The organism is Salipaludibacillus daqingensis (assembly GCF_029891575.1).
GTDB lineage: Bacteria > Bacillota > Bacilli > Bacillales > Salisediminibacteriaceae > Salipaludibacillus > Salipaludibacillus daqingensis.
Genome location: NZ_JARZHF010000003.1, coordinates 366,533 through 389,513 on the forward strand (window position 1 = coordinate 366,533; position 22,981 = coordinate 389,513).

Here is a 22,981-nt window from a genome sequence, read left to right on the forward strand (position 1 = left end):
ATGAAAGCTTCTAACTATTTATCTTTTGATATTGGAGGAACGAATGTAAAGTGGGGTCTCCTTGATGATAAGGCTGAGATTTTACAAAAAGGTTCTTTCTCGTCCAATAATGCAAACGGTGAGACGATTTTAGCCGGTCTTAGAGAAAAAATTACTCATTTCAGCTCACAAATTCAAGGGATTGCTATTTCTGCACCTGGATTTATCCAGCCGTCTACTGGCTATATCGAAAAAGGCGGAGCTATTCTTGCATTTGATGACTTTCATTTGCAAGAAGTTCTAGAAAAAGAGTTATCAATTCCCGTCTCTGTTGAAAATGATGTCAATTGTGTTGCATTAGCTGAAAAATGGCGAGGAAATGCGCAAAACTTTTCTGATTTTATTTGTTTAACTGTCGGTACTGGTATCGGTGGTGCGCTATTTTTAAACAATCAACTTTACCGTGGCTATTCGTATCGTGGTGGAGAATTTGGTTATATAATAACGAAAGGTCTTCACTCTGATCGAGCAGATACAGATGGTTTAAGTGCAAAAGCGTCTATTCCTTGGATTCGTGAGCAGTATGCATCATACAATTCCCTTCCCCTTAGTGAAGTAACTGGGGAAATGGTTTTTCAGGCATACGACGAAAAGGATCCAATAGCGTTACACATCGTCGAGTCTTTCTATCAAACCTTGGCTATCGGGATATATAATATTACGTCTGTTTTAAACCCTGAAAAAGTGTTGATAGGTGGAGGTATTACAAGTCGTCCAACTTTTATTGAGGAATTACAAAGACACTTAACGTATGTGGATACGATTTTCCATATTGGCATCGACAGTTGCTTCTTCAAAAATGATGCTGGGTTAGTTGGTGCGTTAGCTTTCCATAAAAGCAAATACAGTCCCAAAGAAACAGCGACTTCTTAATAGGTCGCTAATAATAGGTTCAGTGATTTACTTATCTGATAAATAATCACGAAAAAGCCAAGCTCTCTGAAAAGAGGCTTGGCTTTTTATCGCTAATCTTTTGGTCACTCTGGGCTGACTAATATTTTGATATGGCTTTTATCGTTGACGAGTAGTTCAAATCCGTCATCGACGACGTCATCTACCTTGATTTTTTTCGTAATCATCGTTTCTGCTTGGAAATACCCTTGTTTCATGAGCTCCATCACAGCTGGATAGATATGTCGATAGGCAATGATCCCTTTTATGGTGCGCTCTTTAATAACGATGTCGTTCGGTTGAATCGATGCTTCTGATTCCCAAATACTTACGATCACCGTTTCCCCTCCCGTATGAGTGCTGTGGATCGTTTGATTCAACACTTTTGGAAGACCCGTTACTTCAAATGAAACGTCAACACCTCCACCAGTCAATCGATGGATTTCCTCAACGGCATCCATTTGGCTAGGATCAATGACGTGAGCCCCAAGCTTTTCTGCCAGTCCTTTTCTAGCGTCAGAGATTTCAACAGCAAAGATCTTTGATGCTCCTGCCGCTTTCAAGGCATCGATGACGAGTAAACCAATCGGTCCCGCTCCGAACACGGCTGCCGTATCCCCTGCTTTAAGGGAACTTTGCCGAATCGCATGAAGCGCAACTGCAGCTGGTTCTACTAATGCCCCTTGTTCAAACGATAATTCATCAGGTATACGATGAGCCATGTGCTCGCCGACTACGGTATACTCGGAGAACCCACCACCGCCACCAGATAATCCGTGAAAACCGAGTAACTCGGTTAAATTATACTTTTCGTCTTTGTATTCCCCGTTTTCGTTTGGTGCTAAAATAGGTTCAATCGCTACTCGGTCGCCTACTTGAAGTTTCGTCACCTTGTCCCCTACTTCCACTATTTCACCTGCAAATTCATGCCCCATCACTATCGGTGCCTCGTCTTTACTAATTGGGTGTGGCGCTCCCACAGGAATGAAGATTGGACCTGCTAAGTATTCGTGAAGGTCACTTCCACAAATGCCACACCACTTCACTTTCACCTTTACGTCATGGTCAGAAACAGTCGGTTCCGCTACTTCTTCTACTCTTATATCTTTTGCCTTGTACCATACAGCTGCTTTCATCTCATCTTCCTCCTTGTAAAAATCTAGTGGTACCCCTTGTACACCACAAGTAGAAAACACGTCTGTTTCTTTGTTTCTTATTTTTCAAAACCGTCTTTTATTCTGTTTATAGTTCACTCGGTATAACAAATCTATTCACTCTATGTTCATTTCAGTCAGTTTCACCCGTTTACGTAAAGAACCTCCCCGCAAATCCATTTATTTCAGCATGTGTATGGGATGTCCCATGGCGAGTTCCGCCGCTTCCATGATCGATTCACCTAAGGACGGATGGAAATGGACAACGAGTGATAAATCTTCAATCGTTAACTGTGATTGCACAGCTAACGTCAATTCGTTGATCAACTCCGATGCAGACGGTCCAGCAATTTGTGCACCGAGAATGCTGCCATCATTTTCATCAACAACGAGTTGCACAAAACCATCCGTATCATTGAAAGTCATGGCACGCCCATTTGCTGCAAATGGAAAGGAGGTTTTCGCCGCTTGATACCCTTGCTTTTTCGCTTGATCGAAACTTAGACCAACGCTTGCTAGTTCTGGATCGGAAAAAACAACTGATGGAATAACTTGTTCATCGATGACATCATGCCCTCCAATGTTATCGGCTGCCACCTTTCCTTGAAAAGAAGCACGATGGGCCAAGGCTGGACCATCACACACATCCCCAACTGCAAAGATACCCGATTGCGAAGTGGCGCACCTTTCGTTGATGAGAATAAAACCACGATCATCAACGTCAACCTCGATTTTTCCCAAGCCTAAATGGTCGGTGTTTGGTTTACGTCCGACGGTGATAAAGGCGACGGTTGCTTCTGTTTCATGTGTTTTTCCACCGATTTGAAACTGGAGGGTGACGGTGTCTTCTTGCTCTGTTGCTTTCTGGACTTTGGCATTTGTATAAATGTCAATGTTCCCTAGTTTGTTGAGCTTATTTTCGACGAGTGTGACCATGGATTGTTCAAAACCGGGCAGTAAACTTGCGGTGCCTTCGATGATGGTCACGTGACTGCCAAGTTGGGCGTAGACGGTGCCTAGCTCGATGCCGATGTATCCTCCGCCAACGATGGCGATTTTTTCTGGAATCTCGTTGAGCGCTAATGCTTCTGTTGAGGAAAGAATTCGCTGTCCCCAAGGAAGGCCGGGAAGATCGATAGGACGTGATCCAGTAGCAATGATGCAGTGTTCAAACGTAAGGGACTTGACGTCACCGTTCGTTTGTGTCACGTCTATCGTGTTTGGTCCACTGAACTTAGCTGTTCCTTCGATCGTTTCGACTCCGTTTCCTTTCAGCAAGTATTTAACTCCTTGCGTCAGTTGGGTAACAATGCCTTGTTTCCACGTCTGAACTTCCTGCATATTTACATACGCACTTTCAGCGTGAAGTCCCATTTTCCCACCGTGTTTCATGTTCTGGAAATGGTGACCGGCGGTAATCAGTGCTTTGGAGGGGATGCATCCGACGTTCAGACACGTTCCTCCTACGGCTGCTTTCTCAATGACGGTCACTTGTTTCCCGTGCTGGGCGGCTCGGATTGCCGCAACGTAACCGCCTGGACCTGTGCCAATGATCACGACTTCGCATTTTTCTACCATGCTCCTTCTCCTCCTCCTCTGTCGTCGTTAGACTAACAGACTATACGGATGCTCCAAATAGCGAATCACCGTATCAAGGAAGCGACTTGCTGGCTCTCCGTCAATGATGCGGTGGTCAAACGTCAAGCTTAGTGGGAGTCTGTTTTTCGGTACAACTTCTCCGTCTTGGAATACAGCCATTTCCTCGATGGCACCAACGCCAAGGATGCCTATTTCAGGTGGATTTAGTACTGGTGTGAAAAAGGAAATTCCTGATCTGCCTAAGTTCGTAATCGTAAAGGTAGATCCAGACATTTCTTCTGTTGATAACGTGCCATCCTTTGCTTTTTGCCCAAGGGCACGGATGTCAGCTGATAGCTGTTGGATATTTTTCTCGTGAGCATGGAAAATCACGGGTACAACTAACCCTTTATCATTGGCCGCGGCAATGCCTAAATGAACGTGATGGTATTGATAAATCGTGTTATCGATTTGGGCACTATTCATTTCTGGATGTTTGATGAGCGCCATTGCAACCGCTTTGGCTAACAGATCAGTTATCGTGACTTTCAGTTCTCGTTCCGTTGATTCTAAGTCTTTTCGGATGTTTTTCTGGAATGACATCAAAGCTGTCACGTCTGCATTTCGCATCATCGTTAACTGTGCGCTATTTTGCATGCTTTCATGCATCCGTTGAGCGATAACTTTGCGAATTCCACCAAAGTTTTTCTTTGTTGGTTCTTTTGTTTCAATCGTGTCCGCTAGTGGTTCGGGCGGTTGTGTTGTCGGAGCAGGTGCGGCTTGTTTTTCTTCCGCTGCTCTCATGATATCCTCTTTTGTAATTCGACCTTGTGGCCCCGTCCCATCGACAGTTTCTATATCAACGCCTTGTTGTCTCGCCAACTTCTTTGCTGCAGGGGATACGCGTTTACGTCCACCTGTTGAAGGGGCTGACTTCAGCTTTGTTTCCGTTTTCTCTGCCGTTGCTGTCGCTGTAGCTGTTGCAGGTGCGACGGAGGAGCTTTCTTGCTCTTGATCGGTTGAGCCAGAAGCAATCGCTTGTTCATCATTGTTTTGTTCGGGGGCTTTTTCCCCTGGTTCTCCGACGTAGCCGATTACCTTTCCAACTGGAACGACATCATCTACTTCGGCGTTCACTCCTATCAGCTCTCCGTCCATAGGTGCTTCTACTTCATTTTCTATTTTTTCTGAGCTAATCGATACGATTGGTTCTCCCTTTTTGATTGTATCGCCCTTGTTTTTATGCCAAAGAACGACCGTTCCTTCCGTCATACTCATTCCTAATTTTGGCATAATAATTTCCACTGCCATCAACATCGACCTCCATTCCCTGATTCTCTCCTAGTAAAGGAGGTGCGAACAGAGCGTCTGTCCACACCTCTATCATGTTTTCTTTAGAGTTTCACGATCGAATCGTCCTCGATCATTTCAGCAACAACCTTGAGAATTTTATCCGGCGTTGGGAGATAAATGTCTTCCAATGCTGGTGAAAATGGTACTGGGCAGTGAGGAGCGGTAATCATTTTTATTGGAGCATCGAGATAATCGAATCCTTTATCCGCTACCATCGCTGAAATGTCTGTTGCGATATTACAGCGTGGATTGGCTTCATCCACAATGATCAATCGATTCGTCTTCATGACCGAATCTAAAATAATATTTTCATCAAGTGGCGATAAGCTTCGTGGATCGATGACTTCTGCTTCAATGCCCTTTGTCATCAGTTGTTCTGCTGCCGTCAAAGCTGTTTGCACTTGTTTTCCAATCCCAACAATCGTTAAGTCGCTACCAGGCCGTTTGATCTCTCCTTGTCCTAACGGAATCGTATAGTACCCTTCAGGAACTTCCCCTTTCACGTTATAAAGCGTTTTGTCCTCGAAGAAAATGACCGGATCATCGTCTTCAATCGCTGCTAAAAGTAATCCTTTTGCGTCATATGGCGTAGAAGGAACAACAACTTTAATCCCTGGAATTGCGGTGAACATGCCGTAAAGACTTTGCGAGTGCTGCGCCGCTGCTCTAAATCCTGCTCCGTGCATCGTCCGAATCGTTAGTGGCACTTTTGCTTTCCCGCCGAACATATAACGAAGTTTAGCACCTTGGTTCATTACTTCGTCCAAACAACTTCCAATAAAGTCGTTGAACATCAACTCCGCCACTGGACGCATGCCTGTGGCAGCAGTTGTAACCGCTGCTCCTATATAACCAGCTTCCGCAATCGGCGTATCAAGAATTCGATCGCGCCCAAACTCCTGAACAAGGCCTGATGTGACACCCATAACGCCGCCCCATGCTTCTTCGTCTTGAAGGTGATCGACTTCCGCTCCACCAGCCACGTCTTCCCCCATCAAAATCACGTTCTCATCTTTACGCATAGCTAATTGCAACGCTTCATTGATCGCTTCTGAAAAAGTAATCATTCTCGCCATTATTGTTCACCTCTTTCCTGAGTTTGGTACGAAACGTATACGTCCTTCGTCAAATCGTCCGCTGTTGGCAATGGACTTTCTTCTGCAAATTTCACGGAATGTTCCACCGCTTCCTTTACAGAACGTTCCATTTCATCCAAATCTGCTTCTGAAACCAACTCTTGCTCGATCAAATAGTCACGGAATTTTTTGAGGGCATCCAATTCCTCCACGTGACTCTTTTTATCTTCCGCAGTTTTATATTTTTGTGCATCCCCTTCAAAGTGACCATAGTTACGATACGTTTTACACTCAATTAACGATGGTCCTTCTCCTTTACGAGCCCTCTCAACCGCTCTCTGGGCTGCATCGTAAACAGCTGTGACATCTTTCCCGTCGACAACTTCTCCTGGAATGTTATATCCTTTCGCACGATCTGCAATATTCGTACAGCTTGATGCATATTCAAACGGCGTTGCTTCCGCGTAACCATTGTTTTCAGCAACAAACACAACTGGCAAGTCCCAAATTGCTGCGAGGTTAATCCCTTCATGGAACGTTCCGTGATTTCCCGCTCCGTCCCCAAAGAAACAGACAGCAACAGCACCAGTTTTCTTCAACTTCGCCGTTAACCCTGCCCCTGCTGCAAGTGGGAATCCACCACCGACAATACCGTTCGCGCCGAGCATCCCTTTCTCCACGTCCGCAATATGCATCGAACCACCTTTGCCGTTACACAAACCTGTCGCTTTCCCATAGAGTTCCGCCATCATACCGTCCAGCTCACAGCCTTTAGCAATACAGTGTCCATGTCCCCTATGTGTACTCGTAATACTGTCCTTATCATCTAAATGAGCACACACACCAACAGCTACCGCTTCTTCCCCGGCATATAAGTGAATAAATCCTGGCAAAAGACCTTGTCCAAACAAATCATGCACACGATCCTCGAACACCCGAATCTCACACATCTTCTGGTACATCCATTTCGCTTTTTCGGTTGTAATCCCTTGCACCATTTCTTCAGATACTTTCATTGTTAGATTCCTCCTTTATAAGTTTTTGAAGAGACTTCCCCCGCGCTTGCCACCTCCTTCATATCTTTACTACTTAACTACTATGCAACATCCATGCCAACTAAGTAAGCGCTTACACCATTGATGTGCAACGATATCTCTTCATAAAAAAATGAGACAAAACGGGAGCCTGTCCCAATTTGTCTCAAATCGTCTCATTAATTATAGCTGGTACTTTTTCAACTTCCGATAAAACGTACTTCTCGGCATCGCCAACTTCTCAATCGCCTCTTGCACCCTCCCATTTGCTTCTTCTAACGCCTTTTGAATTTCTTTTTTCTCCATTTCTTCCCGAAACGTCAATAGCGTATCCGACACTTGCAAACGACCAATGCTCTTAAGTTCACACCCTTGTTGCTGAAAAATCCAGTTTCGTAGCTCCTCTATGGAAGGTAATTCCTCACCATAAGAAACCCGGATCCTGTCCAAGCTGTTAAAGAGTTGACGAATGTTTCCTGGCCAAGAGAAACTCATAAACGCATCAATCATCCCTTTCGACCAATGGACGTTCCAATGATGACGATCACAATACCAATGAATAAAGTGACCAATGTCTTCTTTTCTCTCCCGTAACGAAGGGAGTTTAATCGGATATACATACAGTCGATAATAAAAGTCTTCTCGAATCATTCCTGCTTGCATCATCGCCGTTAAATCTTGATTTGTCGCCGTAATGAGTCGGAAATTAAGCTGCGTTTCTTTCATTCCTCCTAATGCTGTCACGCGCTGATCTTCTAGTACTTTCAATAGGGCCACTTGCATCGAATGAGAGATTTCACCTATTTCATCTAAGAATAACGTTCCCCCATCTGCTTGGGCCAACTTTCCTTTATAGCCTGTTTTTCCTGCCCCAGTGAACGCCCCCGGTACATAACCAAACAACTCACTTTCCAATAAGCTTGCGGGAACCGCACCACAGTTTAGCTCTACAAAAGGACCCTTTTGTCGTGAGCTATTTTCATGAATGGCCTTCGCAAATAATTCTTTTCCCGTACCAGTCTCCCCAGTAAGATGAACAGGGATATCAGTCTCCGCTACTTGTTCCGCCTGCCTTAACACGGAACGAAAGCGACCACTGACTCCCGTCACACCATGGAAAACAAACGGAGCTTTATCTGGTAAGCTAAGGTTCACTTGCATTCCCCTCGATTTTTCAGTGAGACAAAGCTGATATCCGATCAACCGACCTGATTTTTCGGAAAACACTGGCAACTTCATCGTAATCGTATAACCCATCTCTTTTAGTTCGGCTTTAATTAATTTTTTCGAAAGGGATGATGTTAAACGTTTTAAACTCGGATGAACGTACAGTAACGCATCTTTTCGATTGCATAGAACAAAAGGAGGCACGCTTCCTTCTGATCGCTGTGCCACTTCTAACAATTCTTCGTCCTCTTCTTTCATTCTATACTGCCATTCATGTTCTATCGCATAAGCCGAAGCCACCACAGCTCCTAACGTATGCTCGTGATCACATGTGCCGATCCTACTAGATAGATCTAATACTCCTAACAGTGTTCCATCAGCATCTTTGATAGGTGCGGCAGAACAAACCCAGTTCTGTGAAGCAATCGAATAATGTTCCGCACCAACGACCGTAATAGCCTCTTGATTTCTTAACGCCGTTCCAATTGCATTTGTGCCAACTAAATCTTCCGTCCATTTCACACCTTCGACAAAATTAATGTCCTGAGCGTATTTCAACGCATCGGACCCGCCAATGACTTTAAGGACATAACCTTCTGGATCGATCAGAAGCAAAATCGACTTCGTATGTTTAAATAGATTGTGCAAATTATTTAAAAACGGAAGCGATACTTCGAGCAATTGGGCATTCACTCTCTGTCGTTCTTTTAACGCATCGAGACTCAGTAACTGAACCCCTTTTCCGTCAAAGGGGTTCACCCCAGAACTTTTGCAAAAATACCATGACTCCATGATCCGCCTGTTGATCCGTGCTGAATCTAACGCTCCATCCTCTACAAAGCGCCGCCAAACTTGCTTTTTCATCGTCTCTTCCATTTTTCACACCCCACATGACATAATCAAAAATAATGGCTGATTCGACACGACTATCATCAATTAGTGAGCCTAATGAATAGCTTTATCCTTTGGGGAAATGCACGAATACTTTTAAAATATCACATATAATTTTACCGCCTGCTTGTCTATCTTTTCATTATACTACGTCTAACTAAAATTATATGCGAAAATTCTGAAAATAAACTGAATTTTTTATTGGATGGTCGGAGGAACCCATCAACACTCTGCTTTTTCACTAAAAAAGAAAGAACTTTGTCGAAAAAAATCAGATTTTTATTTTCTGCATGGTATAATTAGCCTAAAAAAGGAGGGGCAATATGAGGAATAAATATCAAATTAACATCAAAACTTTATACCTAATTTTTCTATTGATTCCTTTCATAACTGCTTGCGCCCCTGACGAACTCCAACTACCTTATGCAACGAGTGGGATTGTCAATATAGATGAGCCGATTGATGAAGGAATAGAACTGGATGGAGAATGGCAATTTCATTGGAAAGAGTTATTGACTCCAGAAGATATCGATAAAGATTCAACAAGTAGCGCTCAAATTGTCCCGGTTCCTAGTGATTGGTATTCTTACGATCTCCCAACTGAAACCATTTCCAGACAAGGATATGGGACATTTCACTTAGAAGTAAATATCCTTCCAGAAGATATTGGAAAAGTTCATTCTCTTTACATACCTAGTGTCGCTTCCTCTTACGAACTTTGGATAAACGGAGAATCATTGGCGACTAGTGGAACAGTAGGAAAAAACATAGAAAACAGTGAACCAGATAACATCCCACAAGTAGTTAATTTTTATGCGGATAGAGAAAGGATCGATATTGTTTTACAAATATCCAATTTTCATCAGAGAAAAGCAGGAATTTATGATTCGATCCTTTTAGGAAACCCAGACACCCTTTATAAATTTCACGAAACGTCGATCATCTACAGAGCTATCATCGTTGCAAGTTTATTTGCACTAGGCTTATATTATTTTTCCTTATTTTCAATTCGACGTAAAGACTGGCGTTCCTTTTTTTTCTCTGCAACATGTTTAGCAATCGCTACGAGAGCCGTTACAATCGAAGAAGGATTGGCGCAATATTTGTTACCATCAATGAGTTGGGAAGTCATGGTTAAATTCGAATATCTAGGTGCTTCGCTAGGTACGATGTTTTTTGCAATGTTCGCCTACACACAATTTAAAAGAGTAATGAACAAACTTATTCGCAACATTATCGTTGGATCATTCGCTATTTTCAGTTTGTTCGTCATTGTGACACCCGCTTATATCTATACCTTAACAATGACGCCTTTTCAAATTATCATCTTTCTTAGTTTTCTGTATTTCGTTTATGTTTATATCCTTGCTTTCATTCAAAAACCTAACGGAATGAAATTAAGTTTAGCTGCGATGATTTTCTTTTGGCTAACTATCTTTAATGATATTTTATACTTTAATAATCTCATTCAAACAGCCGAACTAACTTCCGTTGGGATGCTATTGTTTCTCGTTTCCCAATCGTATAATCTTTCGCGAAACCACGCCCGCTCCTACGAGCATATTGAAGGATTATCTAAACGGTTAAGTGATCTCAACGAAACGTTAGAACATCAAGTTGAAGAAAGAACGGCCGAGTTACAAACATCCAATCTAAAATTATCTGAAACCAATACAGAACTTCAAGAAGCTCACGAATCGCAAAAAAGATTGTTAAGCAACGTGTCTCATGAGCTAGGAACACCACTTACTACGATGAAAGGTTACATTCAAGGTATGACTGAAGGTGTTATTCCTCTTAATGAAAAATACATGCAAATCATCAACCAAAAAGTCATTTATTTAACAAAGATTTTTAATGACTTAGATTCGCTATCGAGAATAAACACAAACGATATGGCATTTCATTTGAAACTGTCAGACGCCCGTCATTTCTGGTACTCTCTTTTCAAAAACTACCGTAACGATTTCACGAAAGATAGCGTGTGCTTTTCCTATGAAGATCACATTCCTGAAGATAGACAGCTTACTATCCTTATTGATCCATATCGAATGGAGCAAGTGTTTGTCAATCTAGTCACCAATGCAAGAAAAGCATTGCAAGGGGGGAGCGGAAAAATTACTATCCACCTTGATATTAATAAACATAATGAATTGCTCGTTCAATTTATCGATACAGGTATCGGAATCGATGAACAAGAAGCTAGTCATCTATTTGAACGTTTTTACCGAAGTAACGAGGCAAAATATACAACGGAAGGTGCTGGTTTAGGTTTATCGATAGCAAAAGAAATTGTTCAACGTCATAATGGCACAATAGGTGTTCACCCCAATATTGGCCAGGGATCAACATTTTTTATTACGTTGCCATTGAAAGAAAACTAGCTAACAAGACCTCCGAATCGATATTCGGAGGTCTTGTGTTATTTATGAAATCGTGGGATTCTATTTTTCACCTTCATTTTCTAGCCCTTAACTACTCGCTTGTTGCACTCGTTCCCAATTTTGTGGCGGTCACGCTCAAACTTGTGGCACTAATCCCCATTTTATTACCAAATTCTTCTGAAAACAGATCAACAAACAACAAGGAGTAACTTAAAATAAACATTACGTAAATAAATTCCCAGGTTAGACCGATTCACTACTCCTTCCTTCAATAAAAAACGCAGCTCAGGTCTCCTCGAAGGAGACCGAACTGCGGCTTAATTAGTTATTCTTTTTCATTTTCCAATTGTTCCATAATTATCTCTGCATGCTGTTCTAGAGATTCTTTTGCTTCATCCTCAATGTGACGGGCGTTAGGGCCCCGATTCAAATGTTTCATGAAGTTTTCCATAAATTTCACTGCTTGCAAGTGACGACCGTTGTTTTCATGGTGCTTCGCTTGTCTCACTGTGTTGCTTAATTGATTAACAAGTGGTCCGCGAATATCACCAGATTCAACGTAATCGCTCATGACCTCATCTAAATCAGCTAACATGTCTGCTGCCGTTTGAGGCTCTTCTGGAATATCTTCTTCCCCACCGACTTTTACAACAACGGCAGTTAATGGATCAAGGGAGATATGATCAGCAGAAAGCTCAAATCCAGTTGGATCGGCAACTTCTACAGTTCCTGATTCATTGCCGTCAACCACAACGACTCCTTCAGTTAAATCGATATCTTCCAATGTTAACGTTCGTTCTTGATTATCAGTATTCACAAACACAAAGTACTCTCCTGTGTCATCTGTAGATTCTGCTCGATAACCAATAATCAAATCTTGATCGTTGATTTCAGGAGCTTCGATCATGGACACTCTTTCCGCAATCTCATCCATCGTACCTAATCGGAAAGCGTCAGAAGATCGGCGTAATTCAATCAATCCTGTCGTGTATTCACGTGTCTGGTTATTGATTGGATAAGCTTCTGCGTCTGTCGCCTTGTCCCACTCGATCATATTGATCGCATCTGTTGAATCATAGGAATCGTGAATGAAATATGGATATTCAAATGGCGTACCATCTTCACTTTCCATATATGTTGACTTGTATGGTGCTTCGTCTGTTTCTGCGCGGAACTGTTTCGTACGCCCAAATTCTTGTCCAGCATGGATGAACGATGTTCCTTGCGATGTTAACACCATCAAGTTTCCTAAGCGAATACGTTGGTGAATTTCTTCTTGGTTGTGCTCAGGATCTTTTTTGATCGATTGGGCAATCACATCATGCAACGTCAAGTTATCGTGTGCTGCGATATATGGCACCACATCACCTGGATTTGTTGCTGTGAAATTGTGTGGATTTGCCGTTACATTATCGAAAATTTGCTTAATGTCACGAGCCCCACCTGTAAGGAATCGAGGTTGACCTTCGCTACCAAAACCTGATTTCAGTTCATTTCTAAACTCATCAGAGAAAGAACCAACTGATTCTGTAAACTCCATCCAATCTTGATCGGCAGGCATGACATCGCCACCATTTTCATCACCAACAAACGTTCTCCAACCTTCGCCAATCATGACGATATCTGGATTTGCTTCTTTCGCTTTGTCATAGGCAATCTGAATGCTTTCTGCATCATGGTCGCCCATCATATCAAATCGGAAGCCATCGACTTTGTATTCTTCGACCCAATGCATGATCGAATCAACAAGGATTCGTCGTGACATCTCATGTGTTGTTCCTAGGCGTCCGCCACCAAAACTCGTTCGGGACGTGCCATCAGCGTCCATGAAATGATAGTACTCTGGCTCAAGATTTTCAAAAATTTCAACTCGTGCCGTATGGTTATAAACCACATCAAGAACCACACCCATACCACGGTCATGAATTTCATCAATTAACAATTTAAATTCTTCAATTCGTTTCTCTGCATCATCCGGATCTTCTGAATACATACCCGTTAGAGAGAAGTAACTATGTGGGTCATAGCCCCAGTTATAATTGTTTTGCGTTGAAGAATAATCTAGCATTCTCTCATCATTGTTAAACTCATCAGCGAAGAAGTAACTCATTACTGGAAGAAGTTGTACGTGCGTGACGCCCAAATCTTCAATGTAATCGAGTTTTTCAACAAACGATGCAAAGGTACCAAACTGTGCTTCTAATTCATCATCGATGTCTGGGTCTGAAGTGAAATCACGTACATGAATTTCGTAAATGATCGCATCTTCTCGCTTTTCAAAGCCATCGATTTCAGCAAATTCCAGCTCTGGACCAATGGATGATATATCCACAATTGCAGCTTTACCAATTGGCACTTCATCAACGTTTCCACTGTCCCATGTTGCCATTGACGATGCGTAAGGATCTAGCGCAAGCACAGATTCCCCGTCGCGTTCAATGTCATAGTGATAGTAAAATCCATTAAGGTCCGCGACTCCTGTGTTCTCTTCATCCAGTGTCACTTCCCAAACGCCACGATCGCCTCGCTCCATGTCCACATCATCTGTGACAATGGAATACTGATCATCAGCGTCATATAAGACAATCGATACGTTGTCCGCACTAGGAGACCATACTTTCAACGTCGCCGATCCGTCCTCATGAAGATCAGCACCTAAATCTCCATCGTATGCGTACATTTCATCTTTCAAACGCCATCCAATCGCCGCCTGAATAGATTTATCCATAAACGATACAGTGAACGGAGCACGGTCTAAATCAAACGTACCATACACATTAACCGTTCTGTCGTCTTCGTTTTTCTCGACACGATCAACATTAATCTCGTTTCCGTCTCTATCTGTGATTTCTAACCCTTCCATTAACTCTTCTTCGGAAAAATCAGTTGTTGATGAAAAACGTAATTCAATTAATTCATCAGACAGAACCTCTCCATGCTCTAAGCCTTCTTCAAACACATAGTAAGGGTTCGTATAAACCGTCTCATCTCCTTCACGAAGGAAAATATGGTTATGGTTATTTAGATCAGAGAAAGACATATCACCTGTTTGATCTCCCGTCTCCATGTTGAGAATCAAGAAATTGATTTGACCTGCATCTTCTTGAAGATCAAGGTCAAAGTAAGCTCCATGTTTTCCAACATTATCATTAGAAAATGGATGCGCGCCATCAGGCCAGCCATCTGTCGGCTCTAATACGTCGCCCCATGTCCATAATCCCCAAGGTTCATAAGCTCCATCTTCTCGATCATAGTGAACGCGAACCGTATTTTCTGGAAGATCCACCGGCTCATATAAGAACAAGTCTCCTTCTTCTGAAAGCCAAACTTCGTTCATATCATCGGAGAGTAAGTTAACAAATACATCTCCTGTGATGTTTTCTCCATTCGAGTTATTGACAAGCATACCTACTCTTTCAGCATCTTCCAATAAATCAACATCTACGTATGCTCCATAGTCTGTCGTTCCACCTTCAGAAAACGGTGTCGCACCATCTGGCCATCCGTCAACTTCTTCTGACGGCGTTACAACATCTTCCCAAACCCAAAGACCAAGTCCGGAAAAGTCATTTTCCTCATTTTCATAATGAACTCGTAGCGTGTTATCTGCAATTTCTGATGAACTTGGTGCTTCATATGACACGTCACCAGATTGTGACAACCAAATTTCATCGAAATCATCTAGTTCAATTTCTATATCACCAGTAAGATTTTCTTCCTCATGATTGACGACTAACATCCCAACCATTTCTGCGCCGTCAATTAAGTCCACATCAACATAGGCACCGTAATCTGTTGTTCCACCATCAGCGAATTGCAGCGCATCCATCGGCCACTCGTCACCATTTGATGGTTCTACGACATCTCCCCAAACCCATAAACCGAGGTCAGAAAAGTCGTTGCTTTCTGTTTCATAATGGACTCTTAATGAATCTCCGTCACCAGCATCTCCACTGTCAGAGCTAATAATGTCGCCTCCAGCAGCTGTCAATAGAACCGTTCCACCATCAGCCATGGCTGGCATTGTGATCGTTACTTCATTTTCCTCATTCGCTTCAAACGATTCTCCGTTATAATGGTTTGTTACTTCCACGTCTACCGAATCAACGTTTAGTGTTACCTCACGCGCTTCTTCCGAGACGTTCAAACCAACATAAACGCTTTCGTCACCATACGTACGGTCAAATAAGAGGAATTCTTCCTCATCTGATCCAGCAATATGGCTTCTTTCTCCACGGGCGAAAACTTCAGAATGCTCGCCACGGAAAGCAAGGACAGATTGATAATGCGCAAGAATGTCGTTGCCTTCGACATTATCCCAATCTAAATCATAACGATTATCATAATACGGCCAGTTATCTGCTCCAGATTGACCAAGTTCTTCCCCGTAATAAATAACAGGTTGTCCTTTAGCTGTCACTTGAAGCGCTGCCGCTACTTTAAGCATGCCTTCATTTCCATCTACTTGATGAGAAAGGAATCCAGATTCATCGTGACTACCTAAGAATTGACCTAGTGTCGCCGTGTTGTCGATTCCAGCATTTCTTTCTTCAAGGTCTGCGTTAACACTTTCTAAATTCCCTTGTGCAAACCTTCGTGCACTATTTTTGAAATCAAAATCAAGCAAGGAATCCATCATCCCGCTATTGAGGTAGCCGTGGTCATTATTCGGACCAGCGCCCCATGATTCACCAATCATTTTGAATTCAGGCATTTCCATTGTTAAATCATTTTTGAATTGCTGCCAAGTTGTATCATCAACGTGTTTTACTGTATCGACACGGAAGAAATCAATTGAATTGCCGCTTTCCGTTGTCGATCGTTCAAGCCAGCTCGTTTGCCAATCAATGATTGTCTCACGAACATCCGCTTCTTCTGTTAAGAAGTCAGGTAAACCGGCTAATTCCATCGTTAAATCGTCGGAACCAGGCTCGTCACGGATCATCCCTTCGAAACGGTCTCGATCTTCCGCTGTTGGATAACCGTCAGGTTGTTCTTCTTCTGGAAGAGCGTCTTCTTCTTTCACGCCATAACCAGGATGGTTTAGAACCACGTCGACCATGATTTTCATGTCACGGTCCGCTGCAGAATCAATTAATTCATGGAAATCTTCCAACGTACCGAGATGCGGATTCAATTCTTCAAAGTTGCTAGCCCAATACCCGTGATATCCAAAGTATGAGCCGTCCTCACTAGCAAATTCAACATCATGTCCAACATTTTCAACAATTGGATTAATCCAAATGGTGTTAATCCCTAAATCATCTAAATAATCGAGGTTTTGCGTAATTCCTTTGAAGTCTCCACCTTGATAGGTACCACGATCATTATCATAGTTTTCATAACCAATGTCATAAGGATCGTTGTTACTCGGGTCTCCATCATAGAAGCGATCCGTTAACATGAAATAAATCATCGCTTCGTCCCAGTCAAAGTCCCCGTTTTTCTCGCCACGCGCTTCAACTTCAGCTGTTGCCGTTCCTGTATATACTCCGTTATCTTCGTCTATAACAGTTAACGGTATGTTTTTCTCGCCAGGTTCAACGTCGTGTCGAACAGAAATCGATACATCATTCGTATCCGTCACGATTTGTTTTTCACTTGGTCCACCAAGCTCACTCAAGTCTGCAAAAACTTCTTTAATACCAACGCCATCATTGTTGTCAATATTGACAGTTAAGACAGCATTTTCATTGTAATTAAAGGAAGAGGAGACTTGTCCACTAACAGAAATGTCATACTCTCCGTCTTTGTAATCCACTTCTTCTTCCTCTTCCGAGACGTAATAAGGGTTTGTATAGACTTCTAAGTCCCCTTCTCGGACAAAAATCTGATTGTGATTTTCTAAATCATTAAAACTCATGTCATCAGTCTGTTCATCGCCTTCTTCACGGTTAACAAAAAGGAAACCAATTTGACTAGCGTCTTCAATAAGATCAAGATCTATATAAGCGCCATGTTTTCCAACCTGTTCTTCGGAAAACGGTTGCGCATCTGTCGGCCATTCATTAAAAGAACCTGATACATCTCCCCAAGCCCAAACGCCCCAAGGTTCATACGATCCATCTTCATTTAAGTAATGAACACGAACTTGGTTTTCACCTATATCAGCTGGCTCATAAAGCGAAACATGCCCCTCTTGAGATATCCATACTTCGTTCATATCTTCTGAGATAATGTCTACTTCTAGTCCTTCTAGTAAGTTGTCGCTTTCGTATAATACATTCATTTCAACTAATTTAGGATTCTCGTTTAGCTCAACATCCAAGTAAGGACCAAAATCTGTCATCTGGTCTTCAGTAAATGATTTACCGTCTGGCCAGTCACCTTCTTCCTCAGATGCTGTTGCTACATCTCCCCAAAGCCAAAGTCCCAATTCGGAAACGTCAAGATCTCCATTTTCAAAATGTATCCGTAAATGATTGTCTTCGATCGACGAACGTTCTTGCGTTCCTTCTGTATCTTCATTTGAACTTTCTTCCGCCTTAACGGGTTGAACTCCCAAAAATGTTGGCATTATACTCATTAACATGACCACTACCATAAACATTGCAGAATAACGCTTCGTTTTACGCTTCATCAATGATTCTCCCACTCCTTTTAATAGACTATTAGCTACGTTAAAACCGCTTTCATTTTTCGTAGGTTTTACGTAACAGCATTATTGTTACTATAACCTTGCTAACCCCCTTCTTTTAAAAACGTAACGTTTAATAGTTTTGCGAAAACGTTTGCACAAAAGGCTAAAAAAATGTTTTAGTTTGCACGGGTCATACACCACATTTATGCAAACGCTTTCTTCATCTACTAATGTTACACGGAATTTTCTCATAATTCATCTGTCTAATTGACTATGAGTATCCTACTTTTTCCTTTCTCAACAAAAGAAAAAGGCACAGTTACCTATGCCTTTTAGCCCAATTCTATCCTATGCTTCGTTTTCAATCATTTCAGTGATAAGAGATTCAATTTTGTATAGAGGAATACTATAACCTATGGAGGGGTCTGCAAGACTTTTAGCCGCATTAATAGCAATGAATTTCTCATTTTTTTGAGATAGTAATGGACCTCCACTACTTCCTTTACTTATTTTTGCTGAAATCTCATACAAGTCTTCATATTCATAACGATTGATCGTTAAATTACGGTTTGTGTTCGTAATATGTCCAACCGTAGCCGTATTTTGAACGCCACTAGGACTTCCAAGAGCAACAATTTCTTCTCCTGTCATGTATTCTTCTTCTACATCTATAGGGAAAGGTTCTCTCCCTTCAAATTCTTTTACACGAATAATGGCTACATCAAAACGTTCAGAAAAACCTATTATTTCGCCTTCATATTCGTTCTCATTTTGAGTGATAATCGTTGCATTTTCCATCCCTGCGACGACATGAGCATTCGTAACAATGATCCCATCTTCGTTATATAAAAAACCTGATCCTTGCTCCCGATATGTTCTAACCGTGTAGACACAGTGTTGCGCCTCGGCTATTACTTCCGGTAGATGTCTAGGTGCTTCTCTTTCTTCAATGAATTTCGGCACCGCAAATGTAACAGACTCCTTATTAATTTCCTTCCACTCTGATACTTGTGTAGAAATGACCGGTTCCGATGTCGTATAAAAATCGTAAGCAAACATCGATATCAGGCCCAATCCAATCCCTAGCACGAGGACAAGGAGGACAGATACGAAATAAGTCATTCGAGAAGGAGGTTGCTTTAATCTACAGTTTGGGCAGGAATCACTATATCCTACCAATTCTACTCCACAGTTTCGACAGAACATGGCATTCCCTCTCTTTTTCATCCATTTGATCTATTTTCTAACAATTATACATCAATTTGATGAGCTTTGACCTATTTTCTCTAAACTTTTTTTTCAATTATTTTCAATTAAATTGGAATTTATCGTTTTCCGACAGAAGACTCTCTCTTCCATCGCGAGAAGGGCTTTTAGCCCAGAAATAAGGGGGAGATGAATGGCGATTGGCGATAGCCAACAGACTCACCTCATGATATAATTAGAACAAACGTTCCTGTAATTGAGGTGTTGTCATGGTAGTAAAAAAAGCGTTCAAATTTCGTATTTTTCCTAACCAAAAACAGGTCGATCTCATTCATAAAACGCTCGGTTGTTCTAGATTTGTTTTCAATTTCTTCCTCGGTAAGCAGAAACAAAAAGACGCATACTGGTACATCGTCGAAGAAATGGTGCAAAACGGTCAGCTACCTTCAAATAACTGGAAAGGAGAGTTTTTCAACAAATACGCGTCAGTTAAGGCGGTTCGCCAATTAAAAGAGCATTACACTTTCTTAAAAGAAGTGGATAGTATTTCCCTGCAAAAGTCCGTTGAAAACCTCGCTGATTCTTACCAACGGTATTATAAAAAACAAACCAAAGCCCCTACATTTAAAAGTAAAAAGAACAAGGTACAGTCCTATACCACAAAGCAAACCAATGGAAATATCGCTGTTTCAAGTAAACACATCAAGTTGCCGAAGCTTGGTCTTGTTCGGTTTGCTAAAAGTCGTGACGTGGATGGACGAATCATCAATGCGACTATACGACGCAACCCAAGCGGTAAGTACTTTGTGTCGATCTTAGCTGAAACAGAAGTTGTTGAAATGCCGAAGACAAACGCCAGTACAGGCGTTGACTTAGGACTAAAAGACTTCGCTATCCTTGCAGATGGAACAAGATACAGAAACAATCGTTATTTCAAGTCGATAGAACAAAAATTAGCAAAGGCTCAACAGGTTCTATCAAGGCGAGTCATCGGTTCTAGCAACTGGAATAAGCAACGAATCAAGGTCGCTCGAATGCACGAAAAGATGGAAAACAAGCGGAAAGATTTCTTGCATAAGACTTCGACGGATATTATCAAAAATCACGATATTATCGGGGTAGAGAGTCTGCAAGTATCGAACATGATGAAAAATAAGAAAACAGCGCAATCGATCGCTGATGTATCTTGGTTTCAATTTAAGACAATGTTGAAATATAAAGCGAAATGGTACGGGAAGACGGTGGTGGAAGTAAGTAAAACCTTCCCTAGCTCCCAACGATGTTCCAGTTGTGGTTATAAAAACAAAGACGTGAAAGATCTGAATTTGCGTGAGTGGACGTGTGTTTGTGGCGTGCATCACGACCGTGATATTAACGCAGGATTAAATCTTAAAAATGAAGCTATAAGGCTTCTAACCGTCGGTGCGACGGGGATAGCCTAATCAAAACTTTCGGTTACGAAGGTGTTCTTAGGAATCCCCCACTTCAAATAGCTCGTAAGAGCAATGAAGTGGTGGGTAGTTCAAAAGAGACTAAATTCATTCATATTTATCAAATACGTTTGCAATTCCTAGGTATGTATTTACGTATAAATTAGCTCATGTTTCTCTTTTTTTCGTTTATACATATGTTGATCTGCTTGTTGGATAAGAAATTGCACACTCATGCTCGATTCTGGAGAATGTTCAATGGCTAAACCTATCGAAACAGACAAAGGTTTGTTGAGGTTTGGTACAGTAAGAGCGACTAATTCTTGTTGCAAGTCTTCAACAAAGTCATTAGCATCTTTGTTTGATGAACAAGAACCAACAATGAGAAATTCATCGCCACCCCACCTTGCTGATGCAAATACTTTTCGATCATATTGCTTCAGTTTCAATGCTATCTCTTTTAGAACAAGATCTCCTGTTCTATGGCCATATCCATCATTTATTTCCTTAAACTTGTCACAGTCTAATAAGATGATAAACAGTTTCTCATCGTTTCGTTTTGCTTTATGAACAAATTTATTCATCTTCGACTCAATAAAATGACGGTTGTACAAACCTGTCAACCAATCCTTTTCTGAGAGGAACTTAGCTTTATCGAATTGATATCCCGTCCAATAACCAATTGGGAGTAAGAGTGGATACCCCATCCAACCACCAATACCTACAAAACCATCTCTTTGGAAATAATAGTAAATATAAGCTGTTTGGATGAAGAAAACTAACAGAATCGAGAAAGTTCTTCCGGTTATCCTCACCTTTTTCCCTCCTTTGAGAAACTATGTTTCTATTATCTATGTAAAAAAGGTACTTAACTTCGACTATGGTTCTATTATACTTAACAAATGTTACTATTTGTGATTTTTAAAAGAAAAAAACAGCTTGACCATCGCCAGCTGTTTTTCGTATCGTGTTGCTAAGTAGATGTCATTGAAGATCCACTTACGTTATTTTTCCGATAAAATTACTTTCTTTCTGTTACATCAGCAACAATCTCAAACGAACGGAGTCTTGCTTGGTGATCAAATATTTGCGAATGAATCATCATTTCACTCGCTCCTGTTTCTTCTAAAAACTGTTGAAGTTTCTCTTTCACTACCTCACCTGTTCCGACGATGGCTGAACCAAATTGCTTTTTCAAAATTACCTTTTCATAGTCAGTAGACAATTCGTCCATATTTTTCACCGGTGGCAATAGTTTAGTAGGCGTATTACGAATCAAGTTGAGAAACTGCTGTTCCATCGACGTGCTTAAAAATTCCGCTTCCTCTTGTGTATCGGCTGCTACGACATTCGCTACAACCATCGCATACGGTTCTTTTCGTACATCTGATGGCTCAAACAAATCATTATACAAATTCAGTGCTGGAATCGTATTCTCTGGTGAAAAATGACTGGCAAAGGCAAACGGTAATCCTTCTTTTGCAGCTAAACGAGCGCTAAAACCACTTGAACCGAGCAACCAAATAGGAATGTCCAACCCTTCCCCTGGGACTGCATGAACAGGCAACACTCCGTTTGCTAAGTCTGGATTAAAGTATGTTCGTAACTCCTCCAGCTGGTTAGGAAAGTCATCTCCTCCACTGCCAAGCCCTCGTCTTAACGCGGAAGCCGTTCGTTGATCTGTCCCTGGTGCTCGACCTAATCCTAAGTCCACTCGACCTGGAAACAAGGATTCGAGAGTTCCAAACTGTTCTGCGATGACAAGCGGAGCGTGATTCGGTAACATAATGCCTCCAGAACCAACTCGGATGGTTGACGTTCCTTGGGCCACATGTCCAATCAATATCGATGTAGCAGCACTTGCGATCCCTGGCATGTTATGGTGTTCTGCCAACCAATAGCGGTGGTATCCCCACTTCTCCGTGTTTTGGGCTAAACTTAATGAATTGCTAAATGCATCCTTTGCTTCCGCCCCTTCCACAATCGGTGCAAGGTCAAGCACAGACAATGGTATTTCTTCTATTTGTTTGTTACGATGATTTGTAGACATGAATGCGTCCCCTTTCGTTTTACATAAGTCTTCATTCCAAACGTAGCTTCCTATTTTATCTCAAACAAAAACGAATGAAGTGGTTACGGATACAAGCTACGTTTCCCTTCCACTCGTAAGTTTATCAATGAAAATAATAGAAGCACAA

Annotated in this window: 13 protein-coding genes; 3 read left to right on the plus strand and 10 right to left on the minus strand. The window is 41.8% G+C overall.

Features of this window, described 5'->3' with window-relative positions; all coding sequences use genetic code 11:
* Positions 1 to 912, plus strand: a complete 912-nt coding sequence (locus QDN89_RS08485; protein ID WP_280769678.1) for an ROK family protein — start codon at positions 1 to 3, stop codon at positions 910 to 912.
* A gap of 104 nt (positions 913 to 1,016) precedes the next feature.
* Here the strand turns inward: QDN89_RS08485 and QDN89_RS08490 are convergent, their stop codons facing one another.
* From QDN89_RS08490 to QDN89_RS08515, 6 genes are all read right to left on the minus strand, one after another.
* On the minus strand, positions 1,017 to 2,066 hold the full coding sequence (locus QDN89_RS08490) for a 2,3-butanediol dehydrogenase (RefSeq protein WP_280769679.1): 1,050 nt from the start codon (positions 2,064 to 2,066) through the stop codon (positions 1,017 to 1,019).
* 198 nt (positions 2,067 to 2,264) lie between these two features.
* Entirely contained in the window at positions 2,265 to 3,662 is a 1,398-nt protein-coding gene (lpdA, locus tag QDN89_RS08495; RefSeq protein ID WP_280769680.1) for a dihydrolipoyl dehydrogenase, read from the minus strand.
* Between the two features lie 27 nt (positions 3,663 to 3,689).
* On the minus strand, positions 3,690 to 4,973 hold the full coding sequence (locus QDN89_RS08500; protein ID WP_280769681.1) for a dihydrolipoamide acetyltransferase family protein: 1,284 nt from the start codon (positions 4,971 to 4,973) through the stop codon (positions 3,690 to 3,692).
* An 83-nt stretch (positions 4,974 to 5,056) separates the two neighbouring features.
* Complete coding sequence (locus tag QDN89_RS08505; RefSeq protein ID WP_280769682.1) at positions 5,057 to 6,091, minus strand: alpha-ketoacid dehydrogenase subunit beta; 1,035 nt, start codon at positions 6,089 to 6,091, stop codon at positions 5,057 to 5,059.
* Positions 6,091 to 7,107: a thiamine pyrophosphate-dependent dehydrogenase E1 component subunit alpha gene (locus QDN89_RS08510; protein WP_280769683.1), complete on the minus strand. Its 1,017-nt coding sequence runs from the start codon at positions 7,105 to 7,107 to the stop codon at positions 6,091 to 6,093. The genes QDN89_RS08505 and QDN89_RS08510 overlap by 1 nt, the downstream gene beginning before the upstream one ends.
* A 201-nt stretch (positions 7,108 to 7,308) precedes the next feature.
* Entirely contained in the window at positions 7,309 to 9,168 is a 1,860-nt protein-coding gene (locus tag QDN89_RS08515; protein ID WP_280769684.1) for a sigma-54-dependent Fis family transcriptional regulator, read from the minus strand.
* A gap of 338 nt (positions 9,169 to 9,506) precedes the next feature.
* On the opposite strand from QDN89_RS08515, the gene QDN89_RS08520 reads away from it, so the two are divergent.
* Positions 9,507 to 11,567 (plus strand): ATP-binding protein, encoded by a 2,061-nt coding sequence (locus tag QDN89_RS08520; RefSeq protein WP_280769685.1) that lies wholly within the window; start codon positions 9,507 to 9,509, stop codon positions 11,565 to 11,567.
* 325 nt (positions 11,568 to 11,892) lie between these two features.
* Here QDN89_RS08520 and QDN89_RS08525 read toward each other — a convergent pair whose 3' ends face one another.
* Positions 11,893 to 18,147 carry a pullulanase gene (locus QDN89_RS08525; RefSeq protein ID WP_280769686.1) on the minus strand — a complete coding sequence of 2,085 codons (6,255 nt, stop codon included), beginning with the start codon at positions 18,145 to 18,147 and terminating at the stop codon, positions 11,893 to 11,895.
* Positions 18,148 to 18,495: 348 nt separating this feature from the next.
* Positions 18,496 to 19,353: a S1C family serine protease gene (locus tag QDN89_RS08530; protein WP_280769687.1), complete on the minus strand. Its 858-nt coding sequence runs from the start codon at positions 19,351 to 19,353 to the stop codon at positions 18,496 to 18,498.
* Positions 19,354 to 19,622: 269 nt separating this feature from the next.
* Here QDN89_RS08530 and tnpB point away from each other — a divergent pair, with 269 nt between their 5' ends.
* The gene (gene tnpB / locus QDN89_RS08535; protein ID WP_280769688.1) at positions 19,623 to 20,795 is read left to right on the plus strand and encodes an IS200/IS605 family element RNA-guided endonuclease TnpB; all 1,173 of its coding nucleotides are present in this window, start codon (positions 19,623 to 19,625) and stop codon (positions 20,793 to 20,795) included.
* Positions 20,796 to 20,935: 140 nt separating this feature from the next.
* Here tnpB and QDN89_RS08540 read toward each other — a convergent pair whose 3' ends face one another.
* Positions 20,936 to 21,598, minus strand: coding sequence for a GGDEF domain-containing protein (locus QDN89_RS08540; protein WP_280769689.1), 663 nt, complete (start codon positions 21,596 to 21,598; stop codon positions 20,936 to 20,938).
* Between the two features lie 206 nt (positions 21,599 to 21,804).
* On the minus strand, positions 21,805 to 22,833 hold the full coding sequence (locus QDN89_RS08545) for an LLM class flavin-dependent oxidoreductase (RefSeq protein WP_280769690.1): 1,029 nt from the start codon (positions 22,831 to 22,833) through the stop codon (positions 21,805 to 21,807).
* Between the last annotated feature and the right edge of the window lie 148 nt (positions 22,834 to 22,981).